Below are 22,864 nucleotides of genomic sequence, written 5' to 3' on the forward strand. Positions count from 1 at the left end.
TACCATGACAACAATTAATCAAACTCTTTGCGGGCACACTCAGAAATAGCCACTCTCGTTAGTTAATCTATTTTCTTAATTTTGCCTGCTAATTCACCTTATTTTTCAATTAAAAATGAGTTAATAGCTTATGGGCAATACCTTACATACTGTGGATCAGCAAGTCAGCTATATCGCCACAGAATCAACATGGATTGAAAGTAAAGCAATCCAACAGTTACAAACAACCGCAAACTTACCTAATATGGTCTCTGTTGTTGGCATGCCTGACCTACATCCAGGCCGTGGATACCCAATTGGTGCGGCATTTTTCTCAACCAAGCGCTTTTATCCTGCGCTAGTTGGTAATGACATCGGTTGTGGAATGGCGCTGTTCCAAACTGATATTAAAAAATCGAAAGTTAACCTCGATAAACTCGAAAAACAACTTTCTGAAATGTCAGATCATGCGCCTTTGTCATGGCTTGAAGAGCATGTTCCAAATAACATGCAATCACATGACTTTATGTCATCATTAAGTTCTATTGGTGGCGGAAATCATTTTGCAGAATTTCAAGCTATCGATGAAATATTAAACCCTGAATGGTTCAAGGAAAGTGGTTTAAACAAACAACAATTGCTGTTGTTAGTTCACAGTGGTTCTCGAGGTTTAGGCCAATCAATCCTTCGCCAACATGTAGAAAAATATAGTCATGATGGGCTTATAGACAATACTCAAGATGCAAAAGATTATCTGGAAGCTCATCAGAATGCATTGGATTTTGCCCAACTAAATCGACAAATGATCGGTTTACGTATGCTGCAACAAGTAAAATCAAAGGGTAAACTCGTACTCGACCTTAATCATAACCTAGTTGAATACTGTAAAATCAATGATATTGAAGGGTGGATACATAGAAAAGGAGCGACACCATCAGATCGCGGGCTAGTCGTTATCCCTGGTTCTCGAGGTGATTACAGTTATCTCGTTTCTCCACAACCAAGTGAAGTTTGTCTGAATTCTCTTGCTCATGGAGCTGGACGGAAATGGATGCGAACTGAGTGTAAAGGACGTTTATCACATAAATATACACCGACTCAATTATCAAGGACGGTATTAGGTAGTCGTGTTATCTGCGCAAACAAACAATTGATTTACGAAGAGGCCCCTCAATCTTATAAATCTATTGATACTGTAATTGAAAGCATGGTGAATATTGGCATCATCCAAGTTGTTGCGCGTCTTAAACCTGTTATAACCTATAAAACCAGTGGAGATTGCTAATGATATTATTACAGTTTTCCTCTGCGCAGGGGCCTGAAGAATGTTGCATAGCGGTGGAAAAAGCACTTATTTGTTTTTTCCAAGAGGCTAAAAAACTTTCAGTCATTGCCGATACACTTGAGTTTTTCCCATCACGCTATGGACTAAAATCTGCCTTAATTTCATTGGAAGGCGAGAATGCAGAAATACTATCCCAAAAATGGACTGGCACTATTCAATGGCAGTGCCAAAGCCAAATTAGGCCACGACATAAACGTAAAAATTGGTTTTTGAGTGTCACCCGTTTCTCTCCCATTAAACCAATTGAAGAGAGTGAAATTGAGTTTGAATTTACTAAAGCACAGGGGGTTGGAGGGCAGCATGTGAACAAAACCTCGTCTGCGGTTAGAGCAAAACATGTCGCTACGGGTATCACTGTCAAAGTGCAATCTGAACGCAGCCAGCACGCTAACAAAAAGCTTGCGAAACAGTTAATTCAATGGAAATTGAATGAACATCAATCGCAGCAACTTAATGAACTGGATAAACAACGTCATCATTCCCATTATCAAATTGAAAGAGGAAATGCGGTAATGACTTTTTCAGGAAATGAATTTAAACGTTTAAAATAAAACAATACCACCTCAGATAAGAGGTGGTATATAATTTAAGATATCTACCTTACTGTTTTGTGCTTTACTACCCAGACAATGCTTAATTCACTAAATAACACATTGAATTATTAAATTGACATTCAGCAATATAATAATTTGGCTCAATGATAAAACTATATTCTTTTTGTGAAGAAAAACAATTTGTTGTTTGTATTAGTGACGAATGATCAACATCATAATTAATAGGTACAATATCGCCTTTATTTTTATTCATTAAGCTATTAAATGCTGTTTCTAATTGTTTTTCATATTCCATGATACTCATTCCTTGTTGAATCTGCTTATCACCATAACCAAATTTATCAACGCTGTTCATCTACAAGCTCCTTTTATATGTACATTGAAAAATCACAAGTTAAAATGGCTGATATAACCGATTAAAACAAGTTAAATTGAATAGAGTTAATCTTAAATTTTAAAGGAAATAATATAATATTAATTAGATATTATAAATATGAAAGAATCTCTATCAGCCACCTCAATAAGAGGTGGTAATAGCCTGAACGGATTAGAGTAATTTTTCTGTTAAAAACCAGCCTGCGATACTTTCTCGTTTTTGTTGAGTCGGTAACACTTCATGTGGAAATTCTTCAGACATAAAAAAAATCATTCGACCTGCAAGCGGTTCCAATTCAAACAATTGATTGTTTTCTTTATCATAGACAACAAGTTCACCTCCATCTCCAGCTTGCCATGTTTCATTCATATACAAAACAGTGGTTACCTTGCGACGCCCTTGTCCTCTTGGGTTATCAACATGCTTTTTATAAAATCCACCATTAGGATAACGGCAGAAATGCGTTTCAAAATCACGCAGACCAAGATAAAGCTGGCAGTTAAGCTCTTGCCTAACCTGCTCCATTTTATCGAGATAATTAACGATAGGCTCCCCCATTTCAGGTTCTAGCCAAACAGTTTGATCAGCACGAATACTTTTATTTCCTTGTAAGGTATCACCGCGCCCAATACGTGCATCCTGTAGGGTATCTGGAATACTATTTTTGATGGCTTGTATATGTTGCAGGCTCATGAAATCGTCCCACACATACCAACCTTGTGAGGAAAGTGAATCAATAAGTTTATCCATTGACATGATGAGTCTTAGAAAAGTTAATTAGGTAATATTTTATACTTCATTGAGATGAAACTTTAAAATTAAAAACTCAAATCCTGAGGATTAATACGGCATATCAAAGTCAATCACTAAAAAGATAGTGATAGTTATCATAGAGTAAACTAGAAAAGAGATTCAAAATTACATAAATAACATACTCATTCCATAGTAAAAAAGCACTCCATCCATATTGAGTGCTTACTATAAAATCAAATTAAACGATTGATTGACTTAGCAGAATGCAGTTCTTCCAATACCACCACAAGAACAACGTGCCACTGGGTTAAGAAGACTTACCTGCCCTAGGTTTTTATTTACTTCACTATTCCCCTCCTCCGCCGATTGGAAAGCCGTAATTCGTTCTGAAATTAATTCGCTTTGAATTACGGGTTGAACTAATGTATTACCATCTTGATTTTCAATCATTTTTTGAGAATGAATTGACCAGTGAAGTTCAACATCTTTGATAGTTTCTTTAATGCTATGCATTTCTTCATTATATCTTTTAATATTTAAAGATAGATGATTTTTAAAAGGCCCTGAATTCACTTCTAATTCGCCTTGTTTTTCCATTTCAATATTTAGCTTATCAATATATTGATTTAATTCGTCTAATACTTTTAGTAAATTGGACTCCTGTAGTTTACTTATCCTACTTAACTCATCTAATACATGCTTATCTTTTGCTATGCTAGGGCTTTCTACTCTATACAATGAAATATTTCTACGTAATGACCTTATTTCTTCTATTTCTGAATTAGTTTTATGTTCGTTCAACTCACTTAGGCCTTTAAACATATTTAATTGTTCATCAAATACTTTTACATTTTTATGAACTTTTTCCTCTAACATTCTCATCGAATCATCTATCTGTTTTTGGCTATATTTATCAGTAACAACCGAACTGGAGCCCCAAGCTCTTCCTTTATTTAATAGCTGTACTGAACGAGATTTCAAATCATTTATAGACGAAACAAATTTTTCAATTTCATCATCTATCTCTTTTTTATTTTTTATTGTCTCAATTTCTATGTTATCTAACTGTAAATCAATTTTTCGTTCATCTTCTAGTAACTTAGATGCTCTATTTTTCAATGATTTTAGCTTAGCGTTATGATAATTTATTGAGATAGATACAATACCTGTTTTAACTTTATTAAACGAAGTATTTAGATGGGTTATTTCATTATTTATCTTTACTAAAGTAGATTTTTCACTATTTAACATACCCTCTTTTGTCTCATGAGGGATTTTTTTGATTACAAAAATACTTTCTAGTAGTTTATGGTCACCACCAATATTTTTATTTTGCTTATTTATTTCCAACTCTATTTTATACTTAGAAAACTTACTAGCCTCAAAATATAAAATCTCATTACCGATATTTTCCTTGTTATATTTACTAGCAAGATTTTTCATTGCTAGTAAATTACCTTCAAAAAATTTAATAGCTTTATTTACCTCATCTATTTTAGCAGTCACTTCACTATTTATATTTGTTTTTTCAGATAAATATTCATAGCCATATTCATCTTGAATTTTCATTACTAATGAAGACTTCAGTTTCTTAATTTTATTTAAACGATTTTCAGCAGAAAAAATTAACGAGTCTATTTTTTTAAAATCATAACTATTTAAATTAAAATCAATTTCCATATTAATCCCTTTGATTTTCATATAATTAAAAACATAATTTGATATCTATATTGCGTTTTTATATTATATTAAAGACAAAGGAGTGACTAATTTATTATTTGTATAATAAAAACAAATTATAATTATTTTAAACCTATATTTCATTTAAATAAATAAAGTAGAAATATTATTCAGATTTCTACTTTATTTATACTTGTCTATTACAGTTTCTCAAGCTTCGCATATGAAGCCACCAGCCATTTAATTCCTTGACCTTGGAAAGCGATTTGTAAACGACAGTGTTCACCACTACCTTCAAGGTTAATAATCGTGCCTTCTCCAAATTTAGGATGAACTACACGCTGCCCTAATGCATAACCCGAATCATTTTGGCTAATCGGGGTACCAAGGCGTTGATGGCTAACTGGTCTTGAAACCTGCGCTCGCAAACGAACTTCTTCAACACACTCGGTTGGTAGCTCACCGATAAAACGAGAAGGCCTGTGATAAACTTCTTTGCCATATAAACGACGACTTTCAGCGTAGGTGATAGTCAGTTTTTCCATTGCTCGGGTAATACCGACATAAGCAAGGCGACGTTCTTCTTCAAGACGACCACTTTCATCCATCGACATTTGGCTTGGGAACATACCTTCTTCCATTCCCACAATGAATACAACTGGAAACTCCAGGCCTTTAGCCGAATGCAAAGTCATCAATTGAACGGCATCTTGACTAACATCCGCTTGTCCATCTCCTGCTTCCAATGCTGCATGAGAAAGAAAAGCCTGCAATGGCATTAAGTCTTGGTCTTCGTCTTGATAGCTGAAATCACGGGTTGCATTGACTAACTCTTCCAAGTTTTCAATTCGAGCCTGTGCTTTTTCGCCTTTTTCTTGCTCATACATCGCTCGTAGGCCTGAGTCGTTAATGACTCGATCAGCTTGGACGTGTAATGGCATGTCTTGGGTTTCTTTAGCTAATGCATCGACTAATTCTAAGAAACGCTCGATTGCAGCGGCTGCCCTACCTCCCAACACCTGCTCGCGAAGTAAGTACTCACAACTTTCCCATAATGTTAGTTGTTGATCCCGTGCAGTTTGGCGAACAGTATCTAATGTTCTATCTCCGATGCCACGTGTTGGTGTATTGACCACCCGCTCGAAGGAAGCATCATCATTACGATTTGCTATTAATCTTAAATAAGAAAGTGCATCTTTAATCTCTTGACGTTCAAAGAAACGTTGCCCACCATAAATACGATATGGCATAGCACCTTGGATGAGCGCCTCTTCTAATACACGAGACTGTGCATTACTCCGGTACAGCATGGCACAATCTTGTAGGGCTCCACCATTTTCATGCCATTGTTTAATGCGCCCAACCACATAACGTGCTTCATCTAACTCATTAAAAGCGCAGTAGAGGGAAATGGGTTCACCATCTCCGCCTTCTGTCCATAAATTTTTCCCTAAGCGGTCACTGTTATTCGCGATCAATGCGTTCGCCGCTTTTAATATATTATTCGTTGAACGGTAGTTTTGCTCAAGGCGGATAGTTTCTGCACCAGGAAAATCATTGAGAAAGCGCTGGATATTTTCTACTTGAGCCCCACGCCAGCCATAGATTGATTGGTCATCATCACCAACAATCATGACTTTGCCAGTTTCCCCAGCGAGTACACGGATCCATGCATATTGGATATTATTGGTATCTTGGAATTCATCGACGAGAATATTCGTAAAGCGCTCACGATAATGCTGTAGTACATGGGGCTTGTTTAACCACAGTTCATGGGCACGTAATAATAGCTCAGCAAAATCCACCAGTCCGGCTCTATCACAGGCTTCTTGGTAAGCTTGGTATACTTTTAGCCATGTCGCTTCGACTGGGTTTCCGTAAGCTTCAATGTGCTGAGGACGCAAACCCTCATCTTTTTTACCGTTTATGTACCACATACCCTGACGTGGTGGCCATTGTTTTTCATCTAAATTCATCGCCTTAAGTAAGCGACGAATTAAACGGTATTGGTCATCACTATCGAGAATTTGAAAATCCTGCGGTAAATTAGCATCCATATAATGTTGGCGTAATAAACGATGCGCTAAGCCATGGAATGTTCCTATCCACATACCGCCTTCACTAGTACCAATCAATTGATTGATTCTATGGCGCATTTCTGCTGCCGCTTTGTTCGTGAACGTCACTGCCATAATTGAAAATGGGGAAGCATTTTCCACAGACATCAGCCATGCAATTCGATGCACTAGCACCCGAGTTTTACCACTACCTGCCCCCGCAAGGACAAGTAAATTGGTACGCGGGGCGGCAACCGCTTCGCGCTGTTTGTCATTAAGGCCTTCAAGCAGATAAGAGACGTCCATAGTTACCATCAAAGCAAAACAGTGGTTAATACCACTGTGAGGTTATTAACAATGGCTATTGCCACTGTATTTTTATACAGGAAATAATTATACCAATGATAAGAGAGAATCCAACCGCGAAATTTCTACATGCGGTAATAAACGACCCTCTTTCTCTTCCATCAGTGTTTTTTGTTCTGTGTTTATCCAGCAAGCTTGCATACCGCTGTTAATTGCACCTTCAACATCCGTTAACAGGTTGTCCCCGACATGAAGAATAAATTGTGGCTCAATTTCAAGTCGCTTTGCTGCTAAACGATACATATCACAAAATGGCTTTGAGCGCCCATCAGGCCCCGCTTTCAATACAAATTGAAAATATTGGCCTAACCCACATGCTTCCGGCTCTGCGTTACCATTAGTAATCGCCACCAACGGAACTTTTTCTGCAAGTTGGCACAATGTTTCATGGGTGGATTTCGGGACATCGATTCTATTTCGCCAATATGTGAAATGCGCCATGATGTCATCCGCCCCTTTTTGTGCCGCTTCTTTCGAATAACCATAATGGCAAAGCATCATTTTGGAAGAGAGCCAACGCCAACGTGATATATCATGATAAATATCAGGCTCTTGTTCTTCAACAAGACGGCGAAAAGCATAAAGATCTTCATTACTAAAATGATTAAAGCGCGGATCATATTCACGAACAAAACGTAAAACTTCTTCTTCCGTTTTATCAATAACTGGGTGGTTATCGTAAAGCGTGTCATCCAAATCAAACGTGATCGCCAGAATGGGTGATAACGGACGGTAAAAATGCATTAAGGTTTCTCCCTCTTTGCTCTCGGATGAGCCACATCATACACGTTTGCTAAGTGCTGAAAATCAAGGTGCGTATAGATTTGTGTTGTTGATAAATTTGCATGCCCAAGAAGTTCTTGCACTCCACGTAAATTCCCACTTGATTCAAGGATATGTGTCGCAAAAGAGTGGCGTAATTTATGGGGATTAATGTGGCTATTAACCCCTTGTTTTATTCCCCATTGCTCAAAACGTTTCTGTACGTTCCGATTCGAAATACGTTTACCGCTTTGGGTTGAAATAAAAACGGCGTCATCTTCAGGGTCATAGAGCTCTCGCATCTCAAGCCAACGTTGTAGCCAACTCACCGCAGTTTTACCCATTGGCACTCTGCGCTCTTTACTCCCTTTCCCCATTACCCACACTTCGCCCGTATTTAAATCAAGATGGCGAACATCTAGCCCGACTAGTTCAGATAAGCGTAACCCCGCGCCATACATCACTTCAAGCATCGTTCGGTCACGTACAACAAGAGGGTCGCCACTATCCATGTTCAAAAGTTGGGAGACTTCATCCACATCCATATTCTTAGGAAGGCGCTTTTTGGATTTAGGGGCATGGATTGCTTTTGCGGGGTTTGCGGGTAATTCCCCCTGGTGTACCATCCAATCAAAAAAACTACGCAGCGATGATAACCGCAACGCCATACTTGCTGCTTGTAAACCCGATTTGCGACTTTTAGCCGCAATGTTGCGCACAATCGTCGCATCCACTTTTTGCCATTCGTGGATATTTAATGAGACTAACATTTCCACAATAACGCTCAGTTGGCGACGATAGTTAGTAATAGTAACCGGGCTTAGCCGGCGTTCAACACGCAGATAATACAGAAAGGCCTCAATTTGGCTCATCAGCCCTTCCGGCTGGTTTTTTACAGGCGTTCTATCCATTGGCATAATAACCTCGGTAGAATTTGAGCGACTTTCTCCAACATGACCGTTCCCATACCATGTTGATAATGTTCACGATCACGGCTAGTAAAGATGACCATACCTGATTCACCATGATGACCAAACAATGAAATGGCGACTGAGCCGACATTTAACGCATCAGGTAAAAGTAGTTGGATTTCAGGGCCATTTAACCGGCCGAGGTAGTTACGCTTATCACCAAAGCGTTGAATCCTCACGGGTTCAAAAACACGACGCGAGATAACTAATTGATGTGCATCCAAAGGTGCAGACAAATGCCAACTGTCACTAAACAAGCGTACCTGAGCACCGGATAAACCCAGTTTTTTTGCCCAACGGTTTAGCGCTAACAGCATTTGCTGTAAACTTTCTGCTGATGACATTTCAATCACCAACACTAACAACTCATCAAAAAGCTCTACATTTTCATGAGCTTGCTCAACCATAAACCGAATATCTTGTTCGAGCTCTTTGATTTTCAACCGTTGACGGCTCATGACTAACTCAGGCAATGAAATCGCTTCCCGCACAACATGTGGGACTTTTAGTTGCTCCAACAGCTGTACATTACGAAGAAAAAAATAAGGGTTTTCCGTTAAATAGCGCACGACATCAAGCTCATCAATTTGATGAACCATTTCCTGTGCTTTTTTGGTTTTATCCATTTTTTCCTCTTCGGCTATTCAAAATTAGAGTTGAATGACTCCATCATAAACATGCGTTGCAGGACCTGTCATATAAAGAGGCGACCCAGGACCTTCCCAAGAAATATCTAATGAGCCCCCCGGCAAATCGACTTTAACCCGCTTCGCCAGTAGCCCTTGAGTAATCCCAACCGCGACAGCTGCGCATGCTCCGCTACCACACGCCTGAGTTTCCCCAGCTCCACGTTCATAAACGCGCAAGCGAATATGGTCAGCACTGATAATTTCCATAAAGCCAATATTGGCACGTTCTGGAAAACGCTCATGATTTTCTAAAGCGGGGCCTAAAACTTCGACTTCTGCCGTATGAATACTTTCAACTTGAATGACACAATGCGGGTTACCCATTGAGACAACCCCACACAGCACTGTACGTTCTTGTGCTCGAATAATATAGGTCTTTTCTTCTTTAACTGCGCGAAATGGCACTCTCTGTGGTTCAAAATCAGGTTCGCCCATATTAACGCAGACATCATCATTCTCATTTATGGTTAATGTCATACGACCCGACTGAGTGCTGACTTTTATTTTTTGCTTATTCGTTAAGCCTTTGAGCCTAACAAAACGAGCAAAACAGCGGGCTCCATTACCACATTGAGCGACCTCACTGCCATCTGCATTAAAAATACGGTAATGAAAATCAAGGTCAGGGTCATAAGGGGCTTCAACTAATAGTAGTTGATCGAACCCAACGCCTGTATGCCTATCTGCTAACCGACAAATCAATTCAGGCGAAAAATATACATTTTGTGTAACGCCATCGACAACCATGAAGTCATTGCCTAAGCCATGCATTTTAGAAAATTGCATTTCACGCTCCATAGAGGTGGCTTACTGATTATTTGGTGTTTGAGCTGGCTCTTTGGCAGTACTGTCTTGTGCGGTAGGTTGCACATCAGATGCCTTAGCCGGAGCTGCAGTTTCTTCCGGCGGAAAATACAACGGGCCTTTTAAGCCACAGCCAGAAAGGGTAAATAAAACAACTAGTGCACTAAGCCCAATTAAACTTTTTTTCATTCTTTTTCGCCCGTAATACTCACTTTTGACATCTGATATTTTACACAATAACAGGAGTGGCCTCGCAAATCACGCCTGTTTATCCAGCATGTTGATATTATATACTTTAGGCTAAATTTAGTCTGAAATTTTTAGTGGGTATGCTGAGATTGACCCCAATGCAGGTTCCCTCCTATAATTTCAATTAACAATAATAATTTCAATTAAACCATTGTGAGCAAACAGGAAATTAATCGTGAATGACAGCGAATTTCATCAGCTAGCAGAAACGCTACTGAGCACCATCGAGGAGCATTTAGATAATTATGAGGGTGATGCCGATATTGATTGTGAAATCAATGGTGGTGTGATGACTCTTAGCTTTGAAGATGGCAGTAAAATTATTATTAATAAACAAGAGGCATTCCACCAAATATGGTTAGCAACTAAACAGGGTGGGTACCATTATGATTATAAACAAGGTAATTGGGTTTGTGACCGTTCAGGGCATGAATTCAAAACTAAACTAGCCGAGGCAATTGCTTTTCAAAGCCAAGAGCCCTTTTCGTTCTAAGCTTTACGAATTTATACGGTGGGCAGCGCAAAACTGCCTACCATCAATAATAATGTGCTTGTGGGTGCTGTGGTTGGCTAGATTGCCTTTCATACCCAACGTCATCATCTTCTGCCGTAAATGGCCATGTCGCACCAGAAAATGCAACAACTTGGTTTTTACCATCTTGATTAATGATTTGGTAAAACTGCGGTAAATTGAAATTGATAAAGTTTGCACCATAGGTAAACCGGTCGTGGGAAGAAGAATAGAATTTACTCACGTCACGGACGAGGTCTTCTTTTGAGCCTTCGCAGTGGGAATAAATTTCAACCCGATTTGCTTCATCTAAAACGTAAATATTAAAACCCGTGTTATCTGCGGTATTTTCAAAGAAAAACTGTACAATCCCTTCACTTGCATAACCATCGACAACAGCAGGCAAATGGTTATCACCCTTCGCCTGAAGTTTAACTGGCCAGCCATGTAGTTTGTTATGGGAGATAGCCCCATAGAACTCAACGGCATTTTCAAGTTTTTGCACAGATACATTTAGGCGCTCAAAGAATAACCCCCACGTCTGCCCGGCAATACGTAATGCTTTAAAACGCCCAGGGTCATTTCGGTTGCTTGATAAACGCAGTTCTACACATTCAGATACCAGCTGTTGTACACGGGTACGAATCAGCCCGCGTAAGTGCTCACTATAACAAAACACCTCAACCGCTTCAGGAGGTGATGCATCTTGATGCATTTTTCCTAAAATGGTCTTAAGTGCTTCTAACATGCATTGTTCTCCGCTGAAATGTAACGTTCTTACCTCATTCCACGAATTACGATACAACAAGTCAATACTACCAATCAAACACCGTTGTGATTCTCCAAAACTGAAAATATCCAGTTTTCTAAAATCAACATGAACGACTTGCTCAGAATATACCTGTGTTGGGTCTTTTTCTAAGTTAACAATGATTGCAAGATGGCGGATTTCACAAGGGCTATAAAGCGCTTTTGGCGTTGGAGCGGGTAACCTGATAGGGAAATGACTTGATACATCATGCATCAACTCAAGCAGCTTTCGTTCATCACACTGAGACTTCCCGTTATACATATAAACCTGAGTATTCTCAGTCAACAGGCCGTTAAAATATGCCCATGCAACTAATTTATTTAAATAGCGATTATATTCAAGAGGTTGATGACCAATAATGGCCTCAATATTTGGCGCTTGGTTATACAAATACCAACCACTACGGTTAGCTCTCCCCTCGGGTACATAAATAAAGGTGAGATGCGCTTCGCTCAAATCAGGTGAAATTTGTGGATTAACTAATGTCACCTTACCAGGGAGCGCCTCGAAAGCCGCATATAATTTACGGGTTAGTACCCCAATATCTTGTGGGCTTGCACTAACACTTAAATTATTTCTACGCGCAAAGCGAATGAGATTACGATAACTTTGCATCATCGTATCAAGTAACTCGTTGTGTGCCTCACGGACACGCTCAATTTTCCATTGATTACGTGTGTCGAGAATAGACAAACGTTCTGCTCCCCACCCCCATGACTCAACCAATTGAGACAACACATCACGGCGCCAGCCTGAGCATGTGTTATCCTCTTTTTCAGATAGTTTTTCACACACTTTTAGGTAGAAACAACGGCGGATAAGGTCAAGACGAGTTAGATCATTAATTTCAGTCAGGTAACGTGTCACACGCTCTAACATCAAACAGTATGAGTCCAAGCCATAACACACAATTTCGCCTGCATGTAAATGACGCTTAAACTCCATCGCTAATAATTTACCGTTAGGGTAATCCCATGAATAGGATTCCAGTAAAATACTCTTCAATACGGCTTTATAGGGGGAATCAACACTTTTGTATAGCTGCCATAGACTTGCACCGAAGTATTCCGCCGCAGAAAGCTCACTTAAACCACCTAAATCAAGCCATTCATTCGGTGTTAGCACGCCTTGTGCATATAACCCCATAACATATTCATCGTAATGCTGCTCTTCTTCAACTGGCACCATAGTCCACAGCAAACGTTTACCCGCCATACGTACAGCTGTTCGATAAAATTCATCTAACAATAAGATATGTTGCGTTGAACCACAGTTTTCCCCACCAATATGCCCACTAGCATGATGGCGAAAACGATTTTCATCGATTAAAAAAACAGTGACATCAATCCCCAAAGACGCAGCCCACTGCTCAATTAAGGTACACTTCTTTTGCAAAAAACGTTTTTCTTCGTGGTCCAACCAAGAAGGATGGCAAACCCAAACGTCAATATCTGAACACTGACTTTGCCCAACAGATGAAGTGCTTCCCATCGAATAAATACCCGTAATAGGTAATTCGCCATTCGCTTCGGTTTCAATCGTGGGTAAAAAACGTTCGAAAGGTGCCAACCATTTTTTTTGCTCTGTATCAGGAGAGAAAAAACAGACACCATGGGGGACATTACCTTCAATAAAACCAGGTATCATTGGATGATGATAATGAAACAAGACAGGCAGCAAGCTATAAACCTTCGAGAAGGTTTCACTCATAGAAGCTGTTGCACGTTCTAACCGTAATTGGTTTATCGCATCCAGTCTTTGTTTTAAGGTTTCAATATAGAGATACAAAGGTTACGCCTGATTGAATGAAAGTAATACAAACCTGAGAATTTCCCAGCACCCAACAGATAGAGATAGATTTAAAATAATTTTCAAATGGATTGTCGGAAACGTGATCAATTTAACACCTTGCATCAAAAGGGTAAAGTAGATCACATAATTTTATACGCTTATTTTTGATACAAAATGCTTTTCAACATATTGTATAAAAAGGCTTTTTATTTTTTAATCTATAAAATATCCCTTGTTTTTCAATGGAATAATTTCTTTTTACTCAATTGTTTAGTAAAACAGCAAAATCAAACGATATTAAGTACAATACGCACAGTGTCTGCGCTTACTCGCTTCAACACGAATTAATACAAACCGCAGAGTGTTTCACACGAAAGATAGCACGATAAGCTAAAGAAATTGCTTAATAGCTATTCTAGGTCATCTCATTTTGAATCGCGTTCTTGCATCATGGAAGAAAAAGTAAATCAGTTATCAACAATTCAGAGAGTGGTTTTGCGCCTAACTGGAAAAAATATCCTTAACATGTTAAAACTAAGGCCAATTGTATGGTTAATCTGCGGCATTTTTCGCCAGAGAAAACAGTAAAATGACATCAACAAATATCGTGCGTATTGCAACGCGCAAAAGCCCTTTAGCCCTATGGCAAGCGCACTTTGTCAAAGACAAATTAGAGCAACTTCACCCAGGTTTGCTGGTTGAACTCGTGCCTATGGTGACAAAAGGCGACATCATCCTTGATACACCTCTCGCGAAAGTTGGCGGGAAAGGGTTATTCGTCAAAGAATTAGAACTTGCCTTATTAGAAGGGCGCGCAGACATTGCCGTTCATTCGATGAAAGATGTCCCTGTTGAATTTCCTGAAGGCTTAGGATTAGTCACGATTTGTGAACGTGAAGACCCCCGAGATGCCTTTGTCTCAAACCACTATGACAACCTTGAGGCACTACCAAAAGGCAGTATTGTCGGAACATCGAGTTTGCGTCGTCAATGCCAATTAAGGGAGCTCCGCCCTGATTTAGTCATTCGTGACTTACGCGGCAATGTCGGAACACGCTTATCAAAACTAGATAACGGTGAATATGATGCCATTATTTTGGCCGTTGCAGGGTTAAAACGTTTGGGGCTAGAAACTCGAATTAAAACCGCCCTTGCCCCTGAACAATGCTTGCCTGCCGTTGGCCAAGGTGCTGTCGGCATCGAATGCCGTTTAAATGATAGTAAAACCTGTGAGTTACTCGCGAAACTAAATAATGACGCAACATCGACCTGTGTTCTGGCTGAACGAGCAATGAATATGCGTCTTGAAGGTGGTTGCCAAGTTCCCATTGGCAGTTATGCTATTTGGCAAGATGACAAAATATGGCTACGCGCCTTGGTTGGAGCGCCAGACGGTAGTGTGATTATTCGTGGGGAACGACGAGTTTCACCAAGTGAAGCTAACCAAGCAGGGGTATCATTGGCTGAAGAATTACTTGAACGCGGTGCAAGGGAAATTTTGGCGGATGTCTATCAAGGAAACCCGCCTGCATGAAAGTGCTTGTCACTCGCCCTGAGCTCGCATGTTCAGAGCTGATCACGGCAATCACCACCAAAGGGGGGGAAGCCTTCGCCTCTCCTTTAATTCGCATAGGGCCCGGTGCTGAATTAAATACCCTTATTCCTCAACTTGATAGCCTTACTGCGAATGATTTAGTCTTTCTTTTATCTAAAAATGCAGTCGAATATGCAAATTTAACACTTGAACAAATGGGGCGTAGCTGGTCAGATAAGTTATCTTACTACGGAATTGGCCGCTCTACAGGGCAATATTTTCAGCAAGTAACCGGAAAAGACATACGTTGGGCTGAACAAGGCGAAACCAGTGAAATACTACTGACACACCCTGAGCTTCAATTTCTCGAAGGGAAAAACGCCCTGTTATTACGTGGAAATGGCGGGCGAGAGCTTCTCGCGTCAACATTACGGGCTCGAGGTGCGCAAGTCAGTTATTGTGAATGTTATACAAGGTACCCGGTTGATTATGATAAAGCTCTGTTCAATCAGCAGTGGTTTCAAACCGGTATTACAGATGTTGTGATCACGAGTGGTCAAATGTTAGCCTTGTTAGAAGAATTAATCACTGAAGAATACCAAACTTGGTGGTTTTCCCGCCGCCTACTTGTCGTCAGTGAACGGATTGCAGACCAAGCCCGCAGAGGCGGATGGCAAAAGGTCTGTGTAGCTAATAGCGCAGATAATAATGCTTTATTAGAAGCATTAATTTCAATCGATATGGGATGCTAATTTATGACGGAACACGATAAAACAACCGAGACGGTTACCCCAGAAGCTGGTGCAGAACAACAGCGCCCAAAAACTAAACCTTCTTCGGAACAAAAACGTTCTGGTCTGATAGGCGGTGTAATTGCTATCGCTATTATCATCGCTATTGGCGGTGGGCTGTACTATTTCACTCAACAAAGTAATGCCACCTTAGTCAATGAAAACAATGAATTAAAACAAAAATTAAGTGATTTAATCGAACAACAAAACTCAGACAGGCAGCGGTTAGATGCATTAGTTGCGGCTAATGCTGAAATAAAAAGCCATTCTCGTGAATATGAAGAGAATCTCAACCGCCGCATGCAAGAGCTGCAAGCGCACGTTACTGCGTTATCTAGCGCTGATGTTAAAAGTTGGCTACTTGCACAAGCTGACTTTATGGTCAAAATGGCGGGAAGAAAGCTGTGGAATGATCGCGACCCAGTAACCGCGGCCGTTTTGCTAAAAAGCGCTGACTCAAGCTTGGCAGAAATGAATGACCCAAGCCTACTCGACATTCGTAAATCAATTAACAGTGATATGGCTAAATTAGCCGCAATCAACCAAGTTGACTATGACGGCATTATTTTACGTTTAAACCAACTAAGCAATGAAGTCGATAACTTACGTTTAGCAGATTTAAACAGTGGAGATGCGAAAGCTGAGGATAACGCTGACATTAGCGATGATATTTCGGATTGGAAACAAAATTTGGCGCGTAGCTGGAAAAGTTTTGCAAATGACTTTGTCACAGTACGAGCTCGTGATGGCTCAGAAGCCCCTCTCCTTGCACCAAATCAAGACATTTACCTACGTGAAAACATTCGCTCTCAGCTATTAATTGCAGCGCAAGCCGTACCACGTTATCAAGAAGCCACCTACAAACAGTCATTAGAGCAGGCATCGACTTGGGTAAGAGCCTATTTTGATACTGAGGCGCCTGAAACCAAAGCATTCCTATCAACCATTGACGACCTAATCAATCAGCCGATTGATATTGACATGCCTGATACCTTGGAAAGCCAAGAAAAGCTAGAAAAAATCATGCAAACACGGGTTCGTAGCTTACTTTCTCAGTCATCCGACAATACAAAAGTTAGCGATGGTGCCGTTGATGCCGCAGCGGATGCGACTGAAGCGCCAACAGAAGCCGCAGCAGATGCCGCTGTTCCTGCCACGGATACGCAAAAAGCAGAGTCAGCTGACAATTCACACCCTTCTGAATCAGCAGAGCCTGCTGGCAATAGGGGGTAATTATGATAAAAGTCCTGATCCTATTTATAGTACTTATTGCAGGGATAATCTTAGGCCCATTATTAGCGGGTCACCAAGGTTATGTTTTTATCCGTACAGATAATTATGACATTACGACCAGTGTAACCAGCCTCGTTTTGGGCTTTATCTTGCTCCAGTTTGTGCTGTTATTCCTTGGTTGGTGCTACCGCCGTTTTATCAGCACGACATCACGTACCCGAGGTTGGGTAAGTGGTCGTAAATACCACAAAGCGCATACTCAAACACAAAAAGCGCTACTGAAATTAGCAGAAGGTGATTTCGAGCAAGTTGAAAAATTAATGAGCAAACATGCTGATTTTTCTCAACAACCAGTCATTAACTACCTCATGGCAGCCGAAGCTGCTCAACAGCGTGGTGATGAATATCGCACTCACCAATACTTGGATAGAGCCGCCGAAGCCGCAGGGAGTGACCAGCTTCCTGTTGATATCAGCCGTGTCCGTATCCAATTAGCGGAAGGAGAAGTCCATGCTGCTCGCAATGGTATTGATAAACTTCTCGACAAAGCCCCAAGACACCCTGAAGTATTGCGTCTTGCGGAACAAGCTTATTTACGTTCGGGCGCCTATCAGTCACTGATTGAATTACTTCCTGTTATGGCTAAAGTACAGTTACACAATGAAGATGAGCTCGATGCATTGAAATTAAAGGCTTACAAAGGGTTGATGAACCAATATATGGCTGAAGGGGGTAGTGATGGGCTAAAAGCTTGGTGGAAAGCACAACCTCGCCGAGTTCGTCATGAAACCGCATTGCAAGCTTTCTTAGCAGAACATTTGATTGAATGTGGCGATACTGCAAGTGCAGAAAAAATGATTATTGATGGCTTAAAACAGCAATATGATGAACGCTTACTCCTGCTAGTGCCAAAACTGAATAGTGAACGCCCTGAAATTATCGAAAAAACCCTTTTACATCTGCAAAAGCAAAACGGTGCCACCCCGTTACTCAACAGTACATTAGGTGTTTTATCGCTACAGCATGCCCAATGGGACAAAGCAGAGACCTACTTTAAGGCCGCTTTAGCACAACGTTTTGATGTTCAGGATGCATCATGGTTAGCCGATGCGTTTGACAGGCAACATAAATCTAGTGATGCGGCAAAAATTCGCCAAGATGCATTAAACCATTCATTAAAACAAGAACGAAACTAATATTCTTGCTTATCCTTTTCTAAAAACTCCACACCTTTTAGTGGAGTTTTTTTATTCATAAACTTAACTGCCACTAAGCCTAGCTTCCCCAATCAAAACGCAGAAAAGAATTTAAATACATTGCGTTAGTCGTATTAAATCATCGTAAAAGGAGAATATGAGGTTCATGATTGGTAACATTACAGATCAATAACTCAATGTTTAATCAATAATCGTTATTTAAGGATCAGCAAAACACACTTGGCTATGTTATAAAATAAACACATAGTGTATAAAGCTTTATATACATCTTTGCTTTGAATGAATTAGGGATATCGATATGAATGTCATTAAAACTATTTGGCGCTGGATTATTGCAACCCCAAACCGTTTACAAATATTCTTTGATCTTCTGCTGTTAGTATTATCACCTTTTGTTTTTATTATGATTATTGGTTTTAATACCGAAGATCTTAGTAAAGACATTTTCATTATTACATTCATTATCCTCTGCTATACCTATATTACTCGCTGGTTCAGTAAGTGGTTTAGTAAAGGTAGAAGCTAATACCTATCTTATTTTCAGCCTCTTAGTCATTTTCTAAGGGGCTTGGCTTTTTACATAAACAAAAAAAACACCTGCACAAGGCAGGTGTAAAATACAATCAGGTCTACAGACGGATGGTGCCTCACTCAACGTTTCGCCCGTTCGTTGATGGTAAGAGGATGAGCTCTTGATCATCTAAGTTGGACAATAGGCACCGATAATCGGCTTTGCGTCATCTCTGGGTTTATGAAGCTTCGCTGTCATAAGAAGTGAGATGAGCATCTACATATAAAATAATGCACAATACATGCCAACTTTTTAAAACGAAGTTTTTTTAAGCTTACTCTTTTGGCTTCGCTCTCATCTCTCGGTTTTACACATAATTTTCCTTCTTGGAAAGAAATCCCCCTAACATTAAAGAATTCACTAATGTGGTGCCTGTATCTTATCTTGCTATTTTGTCGCAGTTTAGAGACAGCATAAAACAGTTATTTATATTCCCTTATAAATCAACAAGTAAAATGTCTCCTTTTGGCGACACCAATATAATGAATTGTATCTATTTTACGACACAGGCTAGTTAACCTGCTAAATTACAAATAAAAACAAGCAATTAACCATAGCCAATCATTATTGAAGAAACAGCACTAAGTAGACTTTAAACAATTCAGGTTATAGCTAGGCGGTAAGTGAAGATATACCGATGAATATACACAAATATGTGATTCTAGGAGACTAACGCAGACAACAATGCGATGGGTTGAAGTGTGATCATTATAAAGCATAAAAAGCAAAAAACCCGTCGGTTAAGACGGGTTTCTTTAAATTGGTCGGCGAGAGAGGATTCGAACCTCCGACCCACTGGTCCCAAACCAGTTGCGCTACCAAGCTGCGCTACTCGCCGAAATTTTGTAGTACTTATTAATACCTATTACATTTCTTCGTGGTGCGAAAGGGGGGACTTGAACCCCCACGTCCATAGGACACTAACACCTGAAGCTAGCGCGTCTACCAATTCCGCCACCCTCGCAATGTCACAAAAAAATGGGGTGGCTAATGGGACTCGAACCCACGACAACTGGAATCACAATCCAGGGCTCTACCAACTGAGCTATAGCCACCATAACTTCACTTTTTTCAAAGCGTTGCTATATTACTACATACAACGTCATTTTGCCAACCGTAGCGAAGCGCTAAAACTGGTGCGCCCGACAGGATTCGAACCTGAGACCTCTGCCTCCGGAGGGCAGCGCTCTATCCAGCTGAGCTACGGGCGCTTAACGCCGTTGCGGGAGAGGATAGTACGGATTTATCCTCCCGCTGTCTAGTCCTTTTTGAAATAAAAATATCGATTGCTTGCCTTTTATCCATTTCGCTGAGAAAGAGAGCATATTTACCCTCTTTTTCACTGTACGACTAATAAAAATCCGTCGAAGCACCACCACTAAACTTTTGCATTGCGGTTATTGAACAGGCGAATAATGAAATAAAGCAGTGAAACGCCCCCTAAAAAGATGGCGCCAACAATTAAAGATAAACGGGTATCTGGGTTAATCGCCATCCCAACTAATACGCAGGCTAAAAATAATAAGGTCGCATAGTTAACCCATGGAAAAAGGATCGATTTGAAAGGATGCCCAATAAGCTTTTCTTTGTTTTGTTGGCGAAAACGGATTTGGCTGGTCAATAGCACTAACCAAGGCACCATACCTGGTAACACACTCGCACTATAGACATACACAAAGACTTTTTCTGGATTCGGTATGATGTAATTCAAGCTAGAACCCGCCACTAAACAGAGAATAGTAAAGCCAACGCAACGCGCTGGTACGCCATTTTTCGTTAATTTCAATAATGACTTAGGTAATTGCTTATTTTGCGCTAAGGCATATAGCATTCGCCCACCACTATACATGCCACTATTGCAACCAGATAACGCCGCAGTTAACACCACAAAGTTAATTACAGCGGCTGCGGACACAATCCCCACTTTCGCAAACGTAAGAACAAATGGGCTACCTTGTGAACCCACTTCCGTCCACGGAAAGAGTGTCACAACAATAAAAATAGCACCCACATAAAAAATTAATATGCGCCATAAAATATTATTGATCGCTTTTTTTAATGTAACTTGAGGATTTTTCGCTTCACCTGCCGTGATCCCAACTAATTCAACCCCTTGATAAGAGGCCACAACGATACACAACGCAAATAAGAAACCTTTCCAACCCCCTGCAAAGAAACCACCATGCTCAGTGAGATTTGCTAGCCCAATCGGTTCAAAATTATTACCAAGGCCAAAAAAAATCAGCCCTAAACCAATTAAAATCATCACTACAATCGTGGTCACTTTGATCATGGCAAACCAGAACTCAAGCTCTCCATACAGCCGAACAGCAGCTAGGTTAGCTAATGCGACTAATACCACGGCAATAATGGCAAAAATCCATTGAGGCACGTCAGGGAACCAATATTCAGCATATACGCCAATGGCAGTGATCTCTGAGATACCAACGGCCACCCACATAAACCAGTAGCCCCACGCAGTGAGACATCCCCAAAACGGACTTAAGTATTTATAACCAAACGAAGCAAAAGAACCGGTTACAGGCTCAAGAAATAGCATTTCCCCCATTGAACGCATAATGAAGAAAACAAAAATTCCTGCGATGATATAAGCCAGTAAGACAGAAGGCCCAGCCCATTTTAGTGTACTGGCCGACCCCATAAATAACCCAACGCCAATAGTCCCACCGAGCGCAATCAGCTCGATATGCCGTGCTTCTAACCCACGTTGAAGCCCTTGCTGTGGATTTCCCATACATACCCCTGTCAAAATTAGATATTTAAAATGCAGTTTTAATTGAAACTCAGTTAGTAATAATCACTGCAATTATTTGAAAAGCATCAATTAGGCGATTAAAAAAATGCCATAGCCGCAAGATTAAGCACAAACTGGTGCGAATATGATTATTTTTGAGGGATTATAGAAATATTTGAAGAAAGAGACCAGTCATTCGGAGAATTCAGACCGCAAGCAAGGGATTAGGCCTACTTGCGGCCAGTAAAATACATCGATAATAACGATAAAAATCAAATCACTATAAAAATTAAAGCTTACCGCCGTAATAGTAACCTAAAAATTTCAGTAATTTAAACTGGCGAGTAATACGGGAAGGCTGAGATAGTAAGCGATACAACCATTCCAACCCTAAGTTTTGCCAAACTTTCGGTGCACGTTTTACATGCCCTGTAAACACATCATAAGTCCCCCCAACGCCCATATATAAGGCATCTGGGTACACACTTCGGCAATCTCGCATAAAAATTTCTTGTTTCGGAGAACCCATCGCAACAGTGACAATTTTTGCACCACTTGCACGAATGCGTTCGAACAATGCACTTCGCTCTTCAGCAGTAAAATAGCCGTTTTGCGAACCTACAATGTTCACATTCCACTGCGAGCGTAGCTTGCTTTCAGTTTGCTCTAGAATTTCTGGTTTGCCACCCACTAGGAAAACTGGCGTACCTTCTTTACCGGCCCGTTCCATTAACCCTTCCCACAAGTCAGCACCAGCCACGCGGGAAACTTCAGCTTGGGGGTATTTACGACGAATAGCACGGACAATACTAATTCCGTCAGCATATAAATATTCGGCTTGGCCTAGTAACGTATTTAAAGCCGTATCTTGTTCAGCGATCATCACTTTTTCTGCATTAATCGCAACGAGCGTTCCCGTTTTCGTTTCCCCACCAGCAAATAAGTAGTCTAAAAAATGGGCCATATTTTTAAAGCCCCAAATATTATGACCACGAATACTATATTGTGGAATAGATGGCTGTGTAACGGATGAAGACTGAGTTGATGACGATTCCATGATACTCC

General features: G+C 40.4%; 20 protein-coding genes and 4 tRNA genes. 8 read left to right on the forward strand and 16 right to left on the reverse strand.

Features of this window, described 5'->3' with window-relative positions:
- Nucleotides 1–130: 130 nt before the first annotated feature.
- Both PZ638_RS19430 and prfH read left to right on the forward strand, forming a co-directional pair.
- Nucleotides 131–1,264: an RNA ligase RtcB family protein gene (locus PZ638_RS19430; protein ID WP_096864358.1), complete on the forward strand. Its 1,134-nt coding sequence runs from the start codon at nt 131–133 to the stop codon at nt 1,262–1,264.
- Entirely contained in the window at nt 1,264–1,875 is a 612-nt protein-coding gene (gene prfH / locus PZ638_RS19435; protein WP_181488787.1) for a peptide chain release factor H, read from the forward strand. Before PZ638_RS19430 ends, prfH begins: the two co-directional genes overlap by 1 nt.
- Nucleotides 1,876–1,957: 82 nt before the next feature.
- Here prfH and PZ638_RS19440 read toward each other — a convergent pair whose 3' ends face one another.
- The 9 genes from PZ638_RS19440 to lptM all read right to left on the reverse strand — a co-directional run bounded on the left by PZ638_RS19440 (nt 1,958) and on the right by lptM (nt 10,525).
- Nucleotides 1,958–2,233 (reverse strand): hypothetical protein, encoded by a 276-nt coding sequence (locus tag PZ638_RS19440; RefSeq protein ID WP_096864360.1) that lies wholly within the window; start codon nt 2,231–2,233, stop codon nt 1,958–1,960.
- A gap of 192 nt (nt 2,234–2,425) precedes the next feature.
- Nucleotides 2,426–3,010 (reverse strand): 2OG-Fe(II) oxygenase, encoded by a 585-nt coding sequence (locus tag PZ638_RS19445; RefSeq protein WP_181488791.1) that lies wholly within the window; start codon nt 3,008–3,010, stop codon nt 2,426–2,428.
- Between the two features lie 252 nt (nt 3,011–3,262).
- A complete protein-coding gene (locus PZ638_RS19450; RefSeq protein ID WP_272674604.1) occupies nt 3,263–4,687 on the reverse strand; it encodes a hypothetical protein in 1,425 nt (474 codons plus the stop codon).
- A 200-nt stretch (nt 4,688–4,887) separates the two neighbouring features.
- On the reverse strand, nt 4,888–7,050 hold the full coding sequence (uvrD, locus tag PZ638_RS19455) for a DNA helicase II (protein ID WP_036958803.1): 2,163 nt from the start codon (nt 7,048–7,050) through the stop codon (nt 4,888–4,890).
- A gap of 87 nt (nt 7,051–7,137) precedes the next feature.
- On the reverse strand, nt 7,138–7,854 hold the full coding sequence (yigB, locus tag PZ638_RS19460) for a 5-amino-6-(5-phospho-D-ribitylamino)uracil phosphatase YigB (RefSeq protein ID WP_004906059.1): 717 nt from the start codon (nt 7,852–7,854) through the stop codon (nt 7,138–7,140).
- Nucleotides 7,854–8,783 (reverse strand): tyrosine recombinase XerC, encoded by a 930-nt coding sequence (gene xerC, locus PZ638_RS19465; RefSeq protein WP_094962481.1) that lies wholly within the window; start codon nt 8,781–8,783, stop codon nt 7,854–7,856. The genes yigB and xerC overlap by 1 nt, the downstream gene beginning before the upstream one ends.
- On the reverse strand, nt 8,765–9,469 hold the full coding sequence (locus PZ638_RS19470) for a DUF484 family protein (protein WP_112308135.1): 705 nt from the start codon (nt 9,467–9,469) through the stop codon (nt 8,765–8,767). The genes xerC and PZ638_RS19470 overlap by 19 nt, the downstream gene beginning before the upstream one ends.
- A 24-nt stretch (nt 9,470–9,493) precedes the next feature.
- Nucleotides 9,494–10,318: a diaminopimelate epimerase gene (dapF, locus tag PZ638_RS19475; RefSeq protein WP_094962463.1), complete on the reverse strand. Its 825-nt coding sequence runs from the start codon at nt 10,316–10,318 to the stop codon at nt 9,494–9,496.
- A 21-nt stretch (nt 10,319–10,339) separates the two neighbouring features.
- Nucleotides 10,340–10,525, reverse strand: coding sequence for an LPS translocon maturation chaperone LptM (gene lptM / locus PZ638_RS19480; protein ID WP_094962462.1), 186 nt, complete (start codon nt 10,523–10,525; stop codon nt 10,340–10,342).
- Between the two features lie 235 nt (nt 10,526–10,760).
- Between lptM and cyaY the strand changes: the two genes are divergently transcribed.
- Nucleotides 10,761–11,078, forward strand: coding sequence for an iron donor protein CyaY (gene cyaY, locus PZ638_RS19485; RefSeq protein WP_004906066.1), 318 nt, complete (start codon nt 10,761–10,763; stop codon nt 11,076–11,078).
- Nucleotides 11,079–11,121: 43 nt separating this feature from the next.
- On the opposite strand, the gene PZ638_RS19490 is transcribed toward cyaY, so the two are convergent.
- On the reverse strand, nt 11,122–13,695 hold the full coding sequence (locus PZ638_RS19490; protein WP_206277850.1) for a class I adenylate cyclase: 2,574 nt from the start codon (nt 13,693–13,695) through the stop codon (nt 11,122–11,124).
- A gap of 592 nt (nt 13,696–14,287) precedes the next feature.
- Between PZ638_RS19490 and hemC the strand changes: the two genes are divergently transcribed.
- The 5 genes from hemC to PZ638_RS19515 all read left to right on the forward strand — a co-directional run bounded on the left by hemC (nt 14,288) and on the right by PZ638_RS19515 (nt 18,999).
- A complete protein-coding gene (gene hemC / locus PZ638_RS19495; protein WP_144140428.1) occupies nt 14,288–15,232 on the forward strand; it encodes a hydroxymethylbilane synthase in 945 nt (314 codons plus the stop codon).
- The gene (locus tag PZ638_RS19500; RefSeq protein WP_004906075.1) at nt 15,229–15,984 is read left to right on the forward strand and encodes a uroporphyrinogen-III synthase; all 756 of its coding nucleotides are present in this window, start codon (nt 15,229–15,231) and stop codon (nt 15,982–15,984) included. Before hemC ends, PZ638_RS19500 begins: the two co-directional genes overlap by 4 nt.
- Before the next feature lie 3 nt (nt 15,985–15,987).
- Nucleotides 15,988–17,256, forward strand: a complete 1,269-nt coding sequence (gene hemX, locus PZ638_RS19505) for a uroporphyrinogen-III C-methyltransferase (RefSeq protein WP_196725058.1) — start codon at nt 15,988–15,990, stop codon at nt 17,254–17,256.
- Nucleotides 17,257–17,258: 2 nt separating this feature from the next.
- The gene (hemY, locus tag PZ638_RS19510) at nt 17,259–18,452 is read left to right on the forward strand and encodes a protoheme IX biogenesis protein HemY (RefSeq protein WP_004906081.1); all 1,194 of its coding nucleotides are present in this window, start codon (nt 17,259–17,261) and stop codon (nt 18,450–18,452) included.
- A gap of 319 nt (nt 18,453–18,771) precedes the next feature.
- On the forward strand, nt 18,772–18,999 hold the full coding sequence (locus tag PZ638_RS19515; protein WP_004906084.1) for a hypothetical protein: 228 nt from the start codon (nt 18,772–18,774) through the stop codon (nt 18,997–18,999).
- Between the two features lie 806 nt (nt 19,000–19,805).
- On the opposite strand, the gene PZ638_RS19520 is transcribed toward PZ638_RS19515, so the two are convergent.
- From PZ638_RS19520 to wecG, 6 genes are all read right to left on the reverse strand, one after another.
- A tRNA-Pro gene (locus tag PZ638_RS19520) sits at nt 19,806–19,882 on the reverse strand.
- A gap of 40 nt (nt 19,883–19,922) precedes the next feature.
- Nucleotides 19,923–20,008 (reverse strand) — tRNA-Leu (locus PZ638_RS19525).
- Between the two features lie 15 nt (nt 20,009–20,023).
- A tRNA-His gene (locus tag PZ638_RS19530) sits at nt 20,024–20,099 on the reverse strand.
- A gap of 79 nt (nt 20,100–20,178) precedes the next feature.
- Nucleotides 20,179–20,255, reverse strand: a tRNA-Arg gene (locus tag PZ638_RS19535).
- A 167-nt stretch (nt 20,256–20,422) separates the two neighbouring features.
- Nucleotides 20,423–21,799: a bifunctional threonine/serine APC transporter ThrP gene (gene thrP / locus PZ638_RS19540; protein ID WP_180312200.1), complete on the reverse strand. Its 1,377-nt coding sequence runs from the start codon at nt 21,797–21,799 to the stop codon at nt 20,423–20,425.
- 289 nt (nt 21,800–22,088) lie between these two features.
- Complete coding sequence (gene wecG / locus PZ638_RS19545) at nt 22,089–22,856, reverse strand: lipopolysaccharide N-acetylmannosaminouronosyltransferase (protein WP_036958810.1); 768 nt, start codon at nt 22,854–22,856, stop codon at nt 22,089–22,091.
- Nucleotides 22,857–22,864: the final 8 nt, after the last annotated feature.

Source organism: Providencia hangzhouensis (assembly GCF_029193595.2).
GTDB lineage: Bacteria > Pseudomonadota > Gammaproteobacteria > Enterobacterales > Enterobacteriaceae > Providencia > Providencia hangzhouensis.

Coding starts and splice junctions, on each gene's coding strand:
- PZ638_RS19430 (WP_096864358.1), top strand. CDS start 131: ATGGGCAATACCTTACATACTGTGGATCAGCAAGTCAGCTATATCGCC.
- prfH (WP_181488787.1), top strand. CDS start 1,264: ATGATATTATTACAGTTTTCCTCTGCGCAGGGGCCTGAAGAATGTTGC.
- PZ638_RS19440 (WP_096864360.1), bottom strand. CDS start 2,233: ATGAACAGCGTTGATAAATTTGGTTATGGTGATAAGCAGATTCAACAA.
- PZ638_RS19445 (WP_181488791.1), bottom strand. CDS start 3,010: ATGTCAATGGATAAACTTATTGATTCACTTTCCTCACAAGGTTGGTAT.
- PZ638_RS19450 (WP_272674604.1), bottom strand. CDS start 4,687: ATGGAAATTGATTTTAATTTAAATAGTTATGATTTTAAAAAAATAGAC.
- uvrD (WP_036958803.1), bottom strand. CDS start 7,050: ATGGACGTCTCTTATCTGCTTGAAGGCCTTAATGACAAACAGCGCGAA.
- yigB (WP_004906059.1), bottom strand. CDS start 7,854: ATGCATTTTTACCGTCCGTTATCACCCATTCTGGCGATCACGTTTGAT.
- xerC (WP_094962481.1), bottom strand. CDS start 8,783: ATGGATAGAACGCCTGTAAAAAACCAGCCGGAAGGGCTGATGAGCCAA.
- PZ638_RS19470 (WP_112308135.1), bottom strand. CDS start 9,469: ATGGATAAAACCAAAAAAGCACAGGAAATGGTTCATCAAATTGATGAG.
- dapF (WP_094962463.1), bottom strand. CDS start 10,318: ATGCAATTTTCTAAAATGCATGGCTTAGGCAATGACTTCATGGTTGTC.
- lptM (WP_094962462.1), bottom strand. CDS start 10,525: ATGAAAAAAAGTTTAATTGGGCTTAGTGCACTAGTTGTTTTATTTACC.
- hemC (WP_144140428.1), top strand. CDS start 14,288: ATGACATCAACAAATATCGTGCGTATTGCAACGCGCAAAAGCCCTTTA.
- PZ638_RS19500 (WP_004906075.1), top strand. CDS start 15,229: ATGAAAGTGCTTGTCACTCGCCCTGAGCTCGCATGTTCAGAGCTGATC.
- hemX (WP_196725058.1), top strand. CDS start 15,988: ATGACGGAACACGATAAAACAACCGAGACGGTTACCCCAGAAGCTGGT.
- hemY (WP_004906081.1), top strand. CDS start 17,259: ATGATAAAAGTCCTGATCCTATTTATAGTACTTATTGCAGGGATAATC.
- PZ638_RS19515 (WP_004906084.1), top strand. CDS start 18,772: ATGAATGTCATTAAAACTATTTGGCGCTGGATTATTGCAACCCCAAAC.
- thrP (WP_180312200.1), bottom strand. CDS start 21,799: ATGGGAAATCCACAGCAAGGGCTTCAACGTGGGTTAGAAGCACGGCAT.
- wecG (WP_036958810.1), bottom strand. CDS start 22,856: ATGGAATCGTCATCAACTCAGTCTTCATCCGTTACACAGCCATCTATT.